This window comes from Methylosinus sp. Ce-a6 (genome assembly GCF_009811655.1).
Classification (GTDB): Bacteria; Pseudomonadota; Alphaproteobacteria; order Rhizobiales; family Beijerinckiaceae; genus Methylosinus.
The window spans coordinates 131,002-145,079 of sequence record NZ_BGJX01000007.1; the positions used below are offsets into that span (position 1 = coordinate 131,002).

10 protein-coding genes are annotated in these 14,078 nt (G+C 64.6%); 8 read left to right on the plus strand and 2 right to left on the minus strand.

Annotation, left to right across the window (positions count from 1 at the left end):
• Nucleotides 1-2 precede the first annotated feature (2 nt).
• The 3 genes from clpS (at nt 3) to Mspo_RS06980 (ending at nt 4,153) form a co-directional block, all read left to right on the plus strand.
• Nucleotides 3-437, plus strand: coding sequence for an ATP-dependent Clp protease adapter ClpS (gene clpS, locus Mspo_RS06970; RefSeq protein ID WP_159728200.1), 435 nt, complete (start codon nt 3-5; stop codon nt 435-437).
• Between the two features lie 13 nt (nt 438-450).
• Complete coding sequence (gene clpA, locus Mspo_RS06975) at nt 451-2,931, plus strand: ATP-dependent Clp protease ATP-binding subunit ClpA (protein WP_159728202.1); 2,481 nt, start codon at nt 451-453, stop codon at nt 2,929-2,931.
• Nucleotides 2,932-3,055: 124 nt separating this feature from the next.
• The gene (locus Mspo_RS06980; protein WP_159728204.1) at nt 3,056-4,153 is read left to right on the plus strand and encodes a glycosyltransferase; all 1,098 of its coding nucleotides are present in this window, start codon (nt 3,056-3,058) and stop codon (nt 4,151-4,153) included.
• 153 nt (nt 4,154-4,306) lie between these two features.
• On the opposite strand, the gene uvrA is transcribed toward Mspo_RS06980, so the two are convergent.
• Complete coding sequence (gene uvrA, locus Mspo_RS06985; protein ID WP_159728206.1) at nt 4,307-7,333, minus strand: excinuclease ABC subunit UvrA; 3,027 nt, start codon at nt 7,331-7,333, stop codon at nt 4,307-4,309.
• 235 nt (nt 7,334-7,568) lie between these two features.
• Here uvrA and mtnC point away from each other — a divergent pair, with 235 nt between their 5' ends.
• The 5 genes from mtnC (at nt 7,569) to ssb (ending at nt 11,649) form a co-directional block, all read left to right on the plus strand.
• Complete coding sequence (gene mtnC, locus Mspo_RS06990; protein WP_159728208.1) at nt 7,569-8,255, plus strand: acireductone synthase; 687 nt, start codon at nt 7,569-7,571, stop codon at nt 8,253-8,255.
• A gap of 2 nt (nt 8,256-8,257) precedes the next feature.
• A complete protein-coding gene (locus Mspo_RS06995) occupies nt 8,258-8,587 on the plus strand; it encodes a 2Fe-2S iron-sulfur cluster-binding protein (protein ID WP_159728210.1) in 330 nt (109 codons plus the stop codon).
• Nucleotides 8,588-8,619: 32 nt separating this feature from the next.
• Nucleotides 8,620-9,567, plus strand: coding sequence for an aldo/keto reductase (locus tag Mspo_RS07000; RefSeq protein WP_159728212.1), 948 nt, complete (start codon nt 8,620-8,622; stop codon nt 9,565-9,567).
• A 104-nt stretch (nt 9,568-9,671) separates the two neighbouring features.
• The gene (dctA, locus tag Mspo_RS07005; protein WP_159728279.1) at nt 9,672-10,991 is read left to right on the plus strand and encodes a C4-dicarboxylate transporter DctA; all 1,320 of its coding nucleotides are present in this window, start codon (nt 9,672-9,674) and stop codon (nt 10,989-10,991) included.
• 136 nt (nt 10,992-11,127) lie between these two features.
• The gene (ssb, locus tag Mspo_RS07010) at nt 11,128-11,649 is read left to right on the plus strand and encodes a single-stranded DNA-binding protein (protein ID WP_159728214.1); all 522 of its coding nucleotides are present in this window, start codon (nt 11,128-11,130) and stop codon (nt 11,647-11,649) included.
• A gap of 167 nt (nt 11,650-11,816) precedes the next feature.
• Here ssb and Mspo_RS07015 read toward each other — a convergent pair whose 3' ends face one another.
• Complete coding sequence (locus Mspo_RS07015) at nt 11,817-13,877, minus strand: YgiQ family radical SAM protein (RefSeq protein WP_159728216.1); 2,061 nt, start codon at nt 13,875-13,877, stop codon at nt 11,817-11,819.
• Nucleotides 13,878-14,078: the final 201 nt, after the last annotated feature.

Here is a 14,078-nt window from a genome sequence, read left to right on the forward strand (position 1 = left end):
GAATGAGGAAAGCCGAGGTGACTGTGATCGATGATCTTACGCTCGACAGCCGGGTTTCTTCCTCTGCGGACGAACGCGGCGCGCCTCCCCATGCGGGCGGGAAAGAGCCTCGCAAAAGCAGCGGCGGCGATGGGGGGTCGGGGTCGGGAACGGCGCTGATCACCCGCACGAGAACGCAGACGCGGCGGCCCAACATGTACCGCGTCTTGTTGCTCAACGACGACTATACGACCCAGGAGTTCGTCGTCATCGTCCTGCGTAAATATTTCAACAAGAGCCTGGAAGAAGCCACTCGGATCATGCTGCACGTGCATAATCACGGCGTCGGCGAATGCGGCGTCTACACCTATGAGGTGGCGGAGACGAAAGTCACGCAAGTGATGGACTATGCGCGCAAGCATCAGCATCCGCTTCAGTGCATCATGGAAAAGAAGTGAGGGCGGACGATCCATGCCGACATTCTCGCGCAACCTGAAGCAGTCTCTCGACCGCGCGCTCGCCTCGGCGAGAGAGCGGCGCCATGAATATGCGACGCTGGAGCATTTGCTCCTCAGTCTCATAGACGACCAGGACGCCGCCGCCGTGCTGCGCGCCTGCTCGGTCGATCTCGATCTGCTCGCCAAGAATTTGCGCGAATACATCGATCACGAGCTGGACAATCTGGTCAATGAATCGGCGGGCGACTGCAAGCCGACCGCCGGCTTCCAGCGCGTCGTGCAGCGCGCCATCATCAGCGTGCAGTCCTCCGGCCGCGAGGATGTGAGCGGCGCCAATGTTCTGGTCGCGCTCTTCGCCGAGCGCGAGAGCCACGCCGTCTATTTCCTGCAGGAGCAGGACATGACGCGTTATGACGCGGTCAATTACATCAGCCACGGCATCGCCAAGCGGCCGGGCCTCTCCGACGCGTCGCGCTCGCCGCGCGGCGTCGAGGACGAGGCGGAGCGGGGCGAGGGCCGCGAGGGCCGCGAGGGCGAGCAGCGCAAGAAGGAAGGCGCGCTCGAGGCCTATTGCGTGAATTTGAACCGCAAGGCGCGCGAGGGCCGCATCGATCCGCTGATCGGCCGCGAGCCGGAGGTGCTGCGCACCGTGCAGGTGCTCTGCCGCCGGCAGAAGAACAATCCGCTGCTCGTCGGCGATCCCGGCGTCGGCAAGACGGCGATCGCCGAAGGCCTCGCCCGCAAGATCATCTCCAACGAGGTGCCGGAAGTTCTCTCCGGCGCGACGGTCTTCGCGCTCGACATGGGCACGCTGCTCGCCGGCACGCGCTATCGCGGCGATTTCGAGGAGCGCCTGAAGCAGGTCATCAAGGAGATCGAGGCGCATAAGAACGCCATTCTCTTCATCGACGAGATCCATACGGTGATCGGCGCCGGCGCGACCTCCGGCGGCGCGATGGACGCCTCCAATCTGCTGAAGCCCGCGCTGGCGCAGGGCACGCTGCGCTGCATCGGCTCGACCACCTATCGCGAATATCGCCAATATTTCGAGAAGGACCGCGCGCTGGTGCGGCGCTTCCAGAAGATCGACGTCAATGAGCCGTCGATCCCGGACGCGGTGGAGATCGTCAAGGGGCTCAAACCCTATTTCGAGGAGTTCCACAAGATCCGCTACACCAACGAAGCGTTGAAGGCGGCGGTGGAGCTCTCGGCGCGCTACATTCACGACCGCAAGCTGCCGGACAAGGCGCTCGACGTCATCGACGAGACCGGCGCCGCGCAGATGCTGGTGCCGGAGTCGAAGCGCAAGAAGACGATCGGCCTCAAAGAGATCGAGACGACGATCTCGACCATGGCGCGCATTCCGCCCAAGACCGTCTCCAAGGACGACGCCGAGGTGCTCGCCCATCTCGACGAGACGTTGAAGCGCGTCGTCTATGGCCAGGACAAGGCGCTGACCGCGCTCACTTCGGCGATCAAGCTCGCCCGCGCCGGCCTGCGCGATCCGGAGAAGCCGATCGGCTGCTATCTCTTCTCCGGCCCGACCGGCGTCGGCAAGACGGAAGCCGCGCGCCAGCTCGCCACCTCGCTCGGCATCGAGCTCTTACGTTTCGACATGTCGGAATATATGGAGCGCCATACGGTGAGCCGGCTCATCGGCGCGCCTCCCGGCTATGTCGGCTTCGATCAGGGCGGCCTCTTGACCGACGGCGTCGACCAGCATCCGCATTGCGTGCTGCTGCTCGACGAGATCGAGAAGGCGCATCCCGATCTCTTCAATATTTTGCTGCAGGTGATGGACCACGGCAAGCTGACGGACCACAACGGCAAGCAGATCGACTTCCGCAATGTGATCCTCATCATGACGACCAACGCCGGCGCCGCCGATCTCGCGAGGAAGCCCATCGGCTTCACGCGCGGCAAGACGCATAGCGCCGAGGACAATGAGGCGATCAATCACCTCTTCGCGCCGGAGTTCCGCAATCGTCTCGACTCGATCGTCCATTTCGGCCATCTGCCGGAAGAGGTGATCGCCCGCGTCGTCGACAAATTCATCCTGCAGCTCGAGGCGCAGCTCGCCGACCGCAATGTCACGATCGAGCTCTCCGACGAGGCGCGCTCCTGGCTCGTCGAGCATGGCTATGACCAGGCCATGGGCGCGCGTCCGATGGGCCGCGTCATCCACACGCATATCAAGACGCCGCTCGCCGACGAGGTCTTGTTCGGCCGGCTGAAGAATGGCGGCGCGGTGCGCGTGGTGGTGGTGACAGACGACAATGGCGCCAAGACGCTCGGCTTCGTCTTCCCCGAGGGGCCGGTGCTGCCGCGTCCAGAGCGCGACATTGTCGAGGCTGGCAAGAAGCGCGCTTCGGCGGCCGAAGGCGGCGAGCCGCGCAAGTCGCGCAAGCCGAAGGAGAGCGAGTCGGGCAAGCCCGAGCCGCAGCCGCGCGGCGCGCGTCCGCGCAGCGTCCCGGAGACGCCGCTCAAGAACTGAGCGCGCATCGAATCCTCACGGGATGTTAATGACTTCGACGGTATTCTCGAAGCCGGGCTCATGCCCGGCTTCGTAGTTTGCGCGCTCCTGCGCTTCTGTCCGGGCGTCGAGGTGGGAACGTAGAATGCGCGTGGCGATCGTTCACTATTGGTTCGTCGGCATGCGCGGCGGTGAAAAGGTCGTCGAAGCCCTGATCCGACTCTTTCCGCAGGCCGATCTCTTCGCCCATGTCATCGATCCGGCCGCCGTCTCGCAGACAATTCGATCGCGCCCGATCACGACGAGCTTCATTCAATCTCTGCCTCGCGCGGCGAAATATTATCGGCAATATCTGCCGCTCATGCCGCTCGCCTGCGAGCAGCTCGATCTGCGCGGCTATGATCTCGTGATCTCGAGCGAGTCCGGGCCGGCCAAGGGCGTCATTCCGCCGCCGGAGGCGCTGCATGTGTGCTATTGCCACTCGCCCATGCGCTATTTGTGGAACATGTATCATGAATATCGCGAGGAGTCGGGATTTCTCACGCGCTTCTTGATGCCGCCGCTCGCCCATTATCTGCGCAATTGGGACGCTCTGTCGGCAACGCGCGTCGATCATTTCATCGCCAATTCCACGACGGTCGCGCATCGCATCGAGCGCTATTACCGGCGCTCCGCCGACATCGTGCATCCGCCCGTCGCCGCCGACGCTTTCTCCATCGCGCCGGGGCAAGAGATCGGCGATTATTATCTCATGGTCGGCGAGCTCGTCGGCTATAAGCGGCCCGAGCTCGCCATCGACGCCTTCAACGCTCGAGGCGAGAAGCTCGTCGTCATCGGCGGCGGCTCCAATCTGGAGGCCATGCGCAGGCGGGCCGGCCCCACAGTGTCGGTGCTCGGCCCGCAGCCTTTCGATGTTCTGACGCGGCATTATTCGCGCTGCCGCGCGCTGATCTTTCCGGGTGAGGAAGATTTCGGCATCGTGCCGCTCGAGGCGATGGCGAGCGGACGCCCGGTGATCGCGTTTCGTCGCGGCGGCGCGACCGAGACCGTCGTGGAGAACGAGACCGGCGTCTTTTTCGACGCGCAGACGGTCGAATCGCTGAGCGAGGCGATCACTCGTTTCGAGCGCATGGAGTTTTCGCCGGAGCGCATCCGCGCCCATGCGCTCGGCTTCGGCGAGGAGCGATTCTTGCGCGAGATGCGTGAGAAGATCGATTCCTATTTCGCCGCCCGCGCCGACTGATCGGTTCGCGCGTCGTCGCGAGGAGCGGAGCGACGAAGCGATCCAGGAGCCGCCCCACGGCGCTGGATTGCTTCGCTTCGCTCGCAATGACGGACGGGGCGGTCATCGCTTCTTCAAGCGAAGCGATCACACGGAAACGATATCAGATATCGATTATTGCTCCTGCGCGGCGCGCTTGCGGCGCGGCGCCGGCGCCTCCTTCGCCGCTTTCGCATCCTTCGCCTTCTCCGCGCGCGGCGGACGGCGCTTCAGCACTTCGGTGAGATAGCGGCCCGTATGGCTGCGCTTCGCCGCGACGATCTCGGCGGGCGGCCCTGCGGCGACGATCTCGCCGCCGCCGTCGCCGCCCTCGGGCCCGAGATCGATGATCCAATCGGCGGTCTTGATGACCTCGAGATTATGCTCGATGACGACGACGCTATTGCCCTGATCGACGAGCTCGTGCAGCACTTCGAGCAGCTTGGCGACATCGTGGAAATGCAGGCCCGTCGTCGGCTCGTCGAGGATATAGAGCGTGCGCCCGGTGGAGCGGCGCGCCAGTTCCTTGGCGAGCTTCACGCGCTGCGCCTCGCCGCCGGAGAGCGTCGTCGCCTGCTGGCCGACGCGGATGTAGTCGAGGCCGACGCGCTTTAGGGTCTCCATCTTGTCTCGGATCGCCGGCACCGCTTTGAACAATACGGCCGCTTCCTCGACGGTCATGTCGAGCACGTCGGCGATGGATTTCTCGCGATATTTCACCTCCAGCGTCTCGCGGTCGTAGCGCTTGCCCTTGCAGACGTCGCAAGTGACATAGACGTCGGGCAGGAAGTGCATCTCGATCTTGATGACGCCGTCGCCCTGGCAGGCCTCGCAGCGCCCGCCCTTCACATTGAAGGAGAAGCGCCCCGGCGCATAGCCGCGCGCCTTGGCCTCCGGCAGGCCGGCGAACCATTCGCGGATCGGCGTGAAGGCGCCGGTGTAGGTCGCCGGATTGGAGCGCGGCGTGCGGCCGATCGGCGATTGGTCGATATCGATGATCTTGTCGATATGCTCCAATCCGTCGATCTTGTCGAAAGGCGCCGGATGCTCATGCGCGCCATTGAGGCGGCGCGCCACGGCCTTGTAGAGCGTCTCGATGACGAGAGTCGATTTGCCGCCGCCGGAGACGCCAGTGACGGCGGTGAAGAGGCCCAAGGGAATCTTCGCCTCGACATTTTTGAGATTGTTCCCTCTCGCGCCGCTGATCTTCAGCCAGCGGCCGGGATCGGGCTTGCGCAGCGCATGGCGCAGCGTCACCTGGCGCGCGCCGGTCAGATATTGGCCGGTGAGCGAGTTGGGATCGTCCATGATCTCCTGCGGCGCCCCTTTGGAGACGATTTTGCCGCCATGCACGCCGGCGCCGGGTCCGACATCGACGACATAATCCGCGGAGAGGATGGCGTCCTCGTCATGCTCGACGACGATGACGCTATTGCCGAGATCGCGCAGCCGCCGCAGCGTGTCGAGCAGACGGTCATTGTCGCGCTGATGCAGGCCGATCGAGGGCTCGTCCAGCACATAGAGCACGCCGGTCAAGCCGGAGCCGATCTGCGAGGCGAGGCGAATGCGCTGGCTCTCGCCGCCGGACAGAGTGCCGGAGGCGCGCGACAAGGTGAGATAATCGAGGCCGACATCGACGAGGAAGGTCAGGCGGTCGCGGATTTCCTTCAATATGCGATGCGCGATCTCATTGCGCTTGGCGTCGAGCTTTTCCGGCAGCGCGCGGAACCAGTCGAGCGCGGCGCGCACGGAGAGGTCCGACACTTCGCCGATATGGCGCATGTCGATCTTCACCGCCAGCGCTTCCGGCTTCAGGCGATAGCCGATGCAGGATTTGCAGGGCTCGGCCGACATATAGCGGCCGATCTCCTCGCGCGCCCATTCGCTGTCCGTTTCCAAAAAACGCCGTTGCAGATTGGCGACGACGCCTTCGAAAGGCTTCTTCACATCATAGGCGCGCATTCCGTCGTCATAGGAGAAGCGGATCTCCTCACTGCCGGAGCCGTGCAGCAGAATGTCGCGCACTGATTTGTCGAGCTTCTCGAAAGGCGTGTCGAGACGGAATTTGTAATGGCGCCCGAGCGATTCGAGCGCCTGTTGGTAATAGGGCGAGGAGGATTTCGCCCAGGGCGCGATGGCGCCTTTGCGCAGCGAGAGCCTAGGATCGGGAACGACGAGATCGGGATCGACTGCCTGCTCCTGGCCGAGGCCGCTGCAGACCGGGCAGGCGCCGAAGGGATTGTTGAAGGAGAAGAGCCGCGGCTCGATCTCCGGAATGGTGAAGCCGGAGACGGGGCAGGCGAATTTGGAGGAGAAGACGATGTGGTCCTGTGAGTAGTGAGTGGTGAGTAGGGCTTTGGAGGCTCCCTGACCACTCACTATCTCACTACTCACTTTATCGGCGAATTCGACGACCGCCAGTCCATTGGCCAACTCCAGCGCCGTCTCGAAACTATCGGCGAGCCGCGCGGCGATGTCGGAGCGCACGACGATGCGATCGACGACGATGTCGATATCGTGCTTCAATTTCTTGTCGAGCGGCGGCGTGTCGGCGATCTCGTGATAGGCGCCGTCGATCTTCAATCGCTGGAAGCCGCGCTTGGTGTAATCGGCGATCTCTTTCTTATATTCGCCCTTGCGGCCGCGCACGACGGGCGCGAGCAGATAGAGGCGCGTTCCCTGCGGCAGCGCCAGCACGCGATCCACCATTTGCGAGACGGTCTGGCTCTCGATCGGCAGGCCGGTCGCCGGCGAATAGGGAACGCCGACGCGCGCCCACAAGAGGCGCATATAGTCGTGAATCTCCGTCACCGTGCCGACGGTGGAGCGCGGATTCTTCGACGTCGTCTTCTGCTCGATGGAGATGGCGGGCGAGAGGCCGTCGATCTGATCGACGTCCGGCTTCTGCATCATCTCGAGGAATTGGCGGGCGTAGGCGGAGAGCGACTCGACATAGCGGCGCTGGCCCTCGGCATAAATCGTGTCGAAGGCGAGCGAGGATTTGCCCGACCCCGAGAGGCCGGTGAAGACGACGAATTTGTCGCGCGGAATGACGAGATCGACATTCTTGAGATTATGCTCGCGCGCCCCGCGAATGGCGATGACCTTGCCGTCGAAGAGATCGTCGAGCGTTTCGGCGGCGGATTTTTTCGAGCTTCGCATGTGCACGACCAGAACTGGAGCGGCGGGTTCGACAAGTGAGGGGCGACCGACCATCGATCTTACGCCCTCCTTCCCCTCTTGCCATGCTGCGGCGCAGTAATCCACAGCCGCGAGCAGAGGAGCCGGCGGGCTCGGCACAAATCATGCTGTCTCGACCGCGGCAATCGGGAAAGGCGAGCGGTTCGATGGCGCTAATCAAACAATTTTCCGCATATGAGCGGCGGGAGGCCGCGCGATGAGCGAAGCCATTCGCGTCGTCCTGGTCGATCTCGAAGGCGTCGTCCTGCCCATGTCCTTCATGACCGAGACGCTGCTGCCGCTCTCGGCAGAGCGGCTCGGGAGCTATATCGCCGAGCACGCCGAAGACGAGGAAGTGGAGGAGGCGCTGGAGGAGACCGGGCGGCTCATGGGCGGCTATGATCTCGACCCCACGCAGGCGGAATCTCTGCTGTTGCGCTGGATGAAGCAGGGCCGCAAGGCGACGCCGCTGAAGATCATCCAGGGGCTGATCTGGCAGGAGGCCTATGCGGCGGGCGCGCTCGGCGGCGCGCTCTATCCGGATGTCGCCGATCGCCTGAAATCCTGGGCCGGCGCCGGTTTGCGTCTCTTCGTCTATTCCTCCAATTCGCAGGCGGCGCAGAAGCTGCTGCTGAGCCGTTGCTCGTCCGCCGATGTGACGGGTCTGTTCGAGGGCTTCTTCGATACGACCCTCGGCCAGAAGATCGAGCCCGGCTCCTATCGCGACATTTGCGAGCGTCTCGGCGTCGCCGCCGAAACCATCCTCGTCCTGTCGGAGAGCGAGGAGGAATTGGACGCCGCCAAGACCGCCGGCCTCGCGACCATCCGCATCGCGCGCGACGGCTCGGTCGCCAGCGGCCATGAGGTCGGCGCCGATCTCGCCTCCTTGAACATCGGACACTGACGATGACGAAATTCACGCTCGAAACGCGCGACGGGACGCTGTCGGAGATCGCCGGCAAGGATCGCGCGACGATGATGAAGCTGATCCGCAAATCGGGCGTCGAGGAGCTGGTCGCGGAATGCGGCGGCAGCTGCACCTGCGCCACCTGCCAAATCTATGTCGATCCGCCCGACGGCGTCGCCATGCCCCCCATGGAGCCCGCCGAGGCCATCATGCTGGCCAAGGCCGCCAACCGCCAGATCAATTCGCGCCTCGCCTGCCAGATGAAATTCGACTCGAGCCTCGACGGCATGCACGTCCGCATCGCCCCGGAAGATTACAGCAATATCTAGCGGCGGATGCGAGCCGGAAGCGGGGCCTTCGCATGGAACATCGTCGGCTCGGCGGATCGGGTCTTTCCTGCGCGCCGCTCGCGCTCGGCTGCAATGTCTTCGGCTGGACCGCCGACGAGGCGAGCTGCTTCTCCATTCTCGACGCTTTCGTCGATCGCGGCTTCTCGCTGATCGACACGGCCGACACTTATTCGACCTGGGCGCCCGGCCACAGCGGCGGCGAATCCGAGACGATCATCGGCAATTGGCTGAAGGCGACCGGCAAGCGCGACAGGCTTCTCATCGCGACCAAGGTCGGCGGCGCGATGCCCGATGTCGGCAAGGGTCTCTCGCGCGCGCACATCATCCGCTCGGCCGAGGAGTCGCTGCGCCGCCTCAGGACCGACCGCATCGATCTCTATCAGGCGCATTTCGACGATACGGCCGCGCCTTTCGAAGAAACGCTCGATGCTTTCGCCGGCCTCATCGAGAGCGGCAAAGTGCGCGCCATAGGCGCGTCCAATTATTCGGCGCCGCGCCTCGCCGAGGCGCTCGCCACGGCGAGAGCGCATGGGCTGCCGCTCTACAGCTGTCTGCAGCCGCATTACAATCTCGTCACCCGCGCCTATTATGAGGGCGATCTGCGCCGCATCTGCCTCGAGGAGGATATGGGCGTGCTGCCGTTCCGGGGGCTGGAGGCGGGATTTCTCACCGGCAAATATCGCTCCATCGAGGATACGGTCGGCGCGGCGCGCGGCGGCGTTGTCGCGCGCATTCTCGACGAGCGCAGCCTCGACATATTGCGCGAGCTCGACAGCGCCGCGCGCCGGCTGAACGCGACGCCGGCGCAGGTCGCCATCGCCTGGCTGCTCGCCCAAAAGGGCGTGACCGCGCCGATCGTCGGCGTCAACAGCGTCGCGCAGCTCGAGGAAATTTCGGGCGCGACGACGCTCGCGCTCGACGCGCGGACGCTGATGCGGCTCGACCTCGTGAGCGCATGAGCGATAAGACGAACGCGGCAAAGGCGCGCGCGCCCGCCGTTGCGGCGGCTCGGCTCTCGCCCTAGAAAAGGCGAGGCGAGAAGCCCGGAAAAAGGATGGAAAATTTGACCGCCGCCGTCGTCGAGACCGCCGCGCCGCCGCGCAAGGGCGCGCATAGCCTCTATCTGCAGGTGCTGGCCGCCATCATTCTCGGCGCGCTGCTCGGCGTCTATTTCCCCGACATCGCCAAGAGCCCCTGGATGGAGGCGATGGGCAAGGGCTTCGTCAATCTCATCAAAATGGTGATCGCGCCGATCATCTTCTGCACCATCGTCTCCGGCATCGCCCATCTCGAGAGCGCCGCCAAGGTCGGCCGCGTCGGCGTCAAGGCGCTCGTCTATTTCGAGGCGGTCTCGACGATCGCGCTGGCGCTGGGGCTGCTCGTCGGCAATCTGCTGCGGCCGGGCGAGGGTTTTTCCGGCAAGGCGGACGCCGCCGCCGTCGCCAAATTTCTCGACGCGGGCGCGCAGCGCACGCCGGTCGAGTTCGTGCTCGGCGTCATTCCCGACAGCGTCGTCGGCGCCTTCGCCAAGGGCGATATTCTGCAGGTGTTGCTGTTCTCGATTCTCTTCGGCTTCGCGCTGATGGCGCTGGGCGAGCGGGGCAGGGCGCTGCGCGGCGTCATCGACGAGGCCGGCCATGCGATGTTCGGCGTCATCGCCATAGTGATGAAGGCCGCGCCGATCGGCGCCTTCGGCGCCATGGGCTTCACCGTCGGCAAATATGGCTCGCAATCGCTGCTGAGCCTCGCCTGGCTCGTCGGCTCCTTCTATGTCACGTCTTTGTTATTCGTCGTCATCGCGCTCGGCCTCGTCGCGCGCGTCGTCGGCTTCGATATTTTGCGCTTCGTCGCCTATATTCGCGACGAGCTGCTGATCGTCCTCGGCACCTCCTCTTCGGAGAGCGCGCTGCCGCAGCTGATGGAGAAGCTCGAGCGATTGGGCTGCTCGAAATCCGTCGTCGGCCTCGTCGTGCCGACCGGCTATTCCTTCAATCTCGACGGCACCAATATCTATATGACGCTGACGAGCCTGTTCATCGCCCAGGCGCTCGGAGTCGAGCTCTCGGCGAGCCAGCAATTCGTCATTCTCACCGTCGCCATGCTGACGTCGAAAGGCGCCTCGGGCGTCACCGGCGCGGGCTTCGTCACGCTGGGGGCGACGCTCGCCTCGATCGACCCGCGTCTCGCGCCGGGCATGGCCATCGTCATCGGCGTCGACAAATTCATGAGCGAGTGCCGCGCGCTGACCAATATTTGCGGCAATGGCGTCGCCGCCATCGTCGTCGCCTGGTGGGAGGGCGAGCTCGACCATGACAAGCTCGCCGCCGGCCTCGCGCAGCGCATCGACCCGAGCGATGTGGAGACCGCCGTCTCGACGGAGTGAGGCCGTTGCGCGCGAAGACGCGGGATGCTAGAACAAAAAAAGAACACGCGCGAATTGTGGACAAGGCGGCGGAACGTCTCCGCGCCTGCGCGTTTCGGACTAAGGTGCGGCGAGCATCATCGAGGCGGAGAGGATCATGGCGGTCAACAAGGTCATTCTGGTCGGCAATCTCGGCCGCGATCCAGAAGTGCGCACGCTGCCTTCGGGGGACCGCGTCGTCTCCTTTTCCGTGGCGACGACGGAATCCTGGCGCGACCGCAACACGGGCGAGCGCAAGGACCGCACCGAATGGCACAATGTGTCGATCTTCAACGAGAATTTGGGGAAGGTCGCCGAGCAATATTGCCGCAAGGGCTCCAAGGTCTATCTCGAGGGCCAGCTTCAGACGCGCGAATATCAGGACAAGGACGGCGTGCAGCGCAAAGTGACCGATGTCGTGCTGCAGCGCTTCCGCGGCGAGCTTCAGCTGCTCGACAGCAAGGGCGGCGGCCGCGGCGAGGGTGATTACGAGGGCGGCGGCTCCTATCAATCGAGCGGCGGCGGCGGCTCCAGCTTCGGCCGCTCCTCGCCGATGGAGCGCACGCCCGCCGAGCGCTCTCCCGCGCCGGCCGGCGGCGGACGCCTGTCGGATCAGCTCGACGACGATATTCCGTTCTGAGTCGTCGCGACGGGCTCGGCGAGCTCCCCCTCCCCAGCCCTCTCCCGCTACGCGGGAGAGGGAGCAGAGTCGGCGCTTCATCGAGAGTTCGCGCAGCGTTTGCCGCCCCCTCTCCCGCGCAGCGGGGGAGGGTGAGGGAGGGGGCGCTCTCCCATCGTTCGAAGCTTTCAAGACCCCCGCGAGCGCAGTCCATTCGTCCGGAATTCCCGCGCCTGCGGCCGCGCGCCCGTCTGGCCGATGCGGCGGCCTTCGCCGGCTTTGCCGGTTCCGGCCGGCTGCCATCCCGGCACCAGATGATGCTTGCCGGGGCCGATGAGATCGGCGCGACCCATCGCCTTCAGCGCCTCGCGCAGCACGGGCCAGTTCTCGGGATCGTGATAGCGCAGAAAAGCCTTGTGCAGGCGGCGCTGGCGCAGCCCCTTCACCGCGTCGACCTTCTCCGAGGCGCCGCGGCGCACCGGCTTCAGCGGGTTGAAGCCCGAATGATACATGGCGGTCGACAGCGCCATGGGCGAAGGCAGATAGGTCTGCACCTGATCGGCGCGATAGCCGTTCTTCTTCAGCCATAGCGCCAGATTCATCATGTCCTCGTCGCTCGTGCCCGGATGGGCGGCGATGAAATAGGGAATGAGGAAATATTGCTTCTTGGCCGCCTGCGCCGCGGCGTCGAACAGACGCTTGAAGCGGTCGTAGGAGCCGATGCCGGGCTTCATCATCTTGGAGAGCGGGCCGCTCTCGGTATGTTCCGGCGCGATTTTCAGATAGCCGCCGACATGATGCTCGACGAGCTCGCGCACATAGGCGGGGCTCTTCACCGCGAGATCATAGCGCACGCCCGAGGCCACCATCACTTTCTTCACGCCGGGAAGCGCGCGCGCCTTGCGATAGAGCTGGATCAACGACTCGTGGTTGGTATCGAGATTTTTGCAGATGTCCGGAAAGACGCAGGAGGGTCGCCGGCACAGAGCCTCGGTCTCGCGATCCTTGCAGCCTAAGCGATACATATTGGCGGTCGGCCCGCCGATGTCGGAGATGATTCCGGTAAAGCCCTCGGTCTTGTCGCGGATCGTCTCGATCTCTTTCAGAATCGAGCCTTCCGAGCGCGACTGGATGATGCGGCCCTCATGCTCGGTGATGGAGCAGAAGGAGCAGCCGCCGAAACAGCCGCGCATGATCGTCACCGAATGGCGGATCATCTCCCAGGCGGGGATTTTCGCTTGCGCGTAGGCGGGATGCGGCGCGCGCGCGAAGGGCAGATCATAGACGCCGTCCATCTCCGCCATCGTCAGCGGAATGGGCGGCGCGGTGAGCCAAATGTCGCGCGTTCCATGCCGCTGCGTCAGCGCCCTTGCGTTGCCGGGATTGCTCTCCCTATGCAGAACGCGCGAGGCGCGCGCATAGGATTCCGCATCGCTCGCGACCTGCTCGAAAGAGGGCAGGCGAATGACGATGTTCTCGCCTTGCTCATCCTTGCGGATGCGGCCTTCGTCGGCCCCGTCGATGTCTTCGGCCGAGGCTTCCGACCAGCCTTCCGGCGTCGCCTCGCGCGCCAAAGCGAGGCCGCGCACATCGGAAAAATCCTGCGCCATGCCGCGCTTCGCTATGCGATGCGCCACTTCGACCAAAGCGCGCTCGGCGTTGCCGTAGAGCAGCAGATCGGCCTTGGCGTCGAAGAGGATCGAGCGGCGGACCTTGTCGGACCAATAGTCGTAATGGGCGATGCGCCGCAGCGACGCCTCTATGCCGCCGAGCAGGATCGGCGCCTCGGGAAAAGCTTCGCGGCAGCGCTGGGCGTAGACGATGACGGCGCGATCGGGCCTTTTGCCGCCCTCGCCGCCCGGCGTGTAGGAATCATTGTGCCGCAGCCGCCGGTCGGAGGTGTAGCGGTTCACCATCGAATCCATATTGCCGCTGGTGACGCCGAAGAAGAGGTTGGGCTTGCCGAGCGCGCGAAAGGCGGAAGCGTCGCGCCAGTCCGGCTGCGCGATAATGCCGACGCGAAAGCCCTGCGCCTCCAAAAGGCGGCCGATGATGGCCATGCCGAAGCTCGGATGATCGATATAGGCGTCGCCAGTGACGAGAATGATGTCGCAGCCGTCCCAGCCGAGCGCCTCCATTTCGGCGCGCGACATGGGCAGAAAAGGCGCGACGCCGAAGCGATGCGCCCAATGCTTGCGATAGGAGAACAGCGGCTTGGCCGCGCCTCGAGGTTCGGCGGCTTTCGTCATGGTCTCACGAATATCATGGAAGGCGGGCGCGACGCGAGGATGCGCTGAGAGCAGGCGAGACCGGCGCGAGCTTCACCCTCCCCTTCAGGGGGAGGGTCGGCCGGCGAAGCCGGACGGGGTGGGGTGAGCTTCCCGAGACTCGGGGAGCACCCCCTCCCGCTCGCCTTCGGCGATCGACCTCCCCCTCGAGGGGGAGGTGGG

What these genes read in the sequence shown, in the direction of transcription:
- clpA (WP_159728202.1), top strand. Translation starts at nt 451, where the DNA reads ATGCCGACATTCTCGCGCAACCTGAAGCAGTCTCTCGACCGCGCGCTC.
- Mspo_RS07015 (WP_159728216.1), bottom strand. Translation starts at nt 13,877, where the DNA reads ATGACGAAAGCCGCCGAACCTCGAGGCGCGGCCAAGCCGCTGTTCTCC.
- Mspo_RS06980 (WP_159728204.1), top strand. Translation starts at nt 3,056, where the DNA reads ATGCGCGTGGCGATCGTTCACTATTGGTTCGTCGGCATGCGCGGCGGT.
- clpS (WP_159728200.1), top strand. Translation starts at nt 3, where the DNA reads ATGAGGAAAGCCGAGGTGACTGTGATCGATGATCTTACGCTCGACAGC.
- uvrA (WP_159728206.1), bottom strand. Translation starts at nt 7,333, where the DNA reads ATGCGAAGCTCGAAAAAATCCGCCGCCGAAACGCTCGACGATCTCTTC.
- Mspo_RS07000 (WP_159728212.1), top strand. Translation starts at nt 8,620, where the DNA reads ATGGAACATCGTCGGCTCGGCGGATCGGGTCTTTCCTGCGCGCCGCTC.
- mtnC (WP_159728208.1), top strand. Translation starts at nt 7,569, where the DNA reads ATGAGCGAAGCCATTCGCGTCGTCCTGGTCGATCTCGAAGGCGTCGTC.
- ssb (WP_159728214.1), top strand. Translation starts at nt 11,128, where the DNA reads ATGGCGGTCAACAAGGTCATTCTGGTCGGCAATCTCGGCCGCGATCCA.
- Mspo_RS06995 (WP_159728210.1), top strand. Translation starts at nt 8,258, where the DNA reads ATGACGAAATTCACGCTCGAAACGCGCGACGGGACGCTGTCGGAGATC.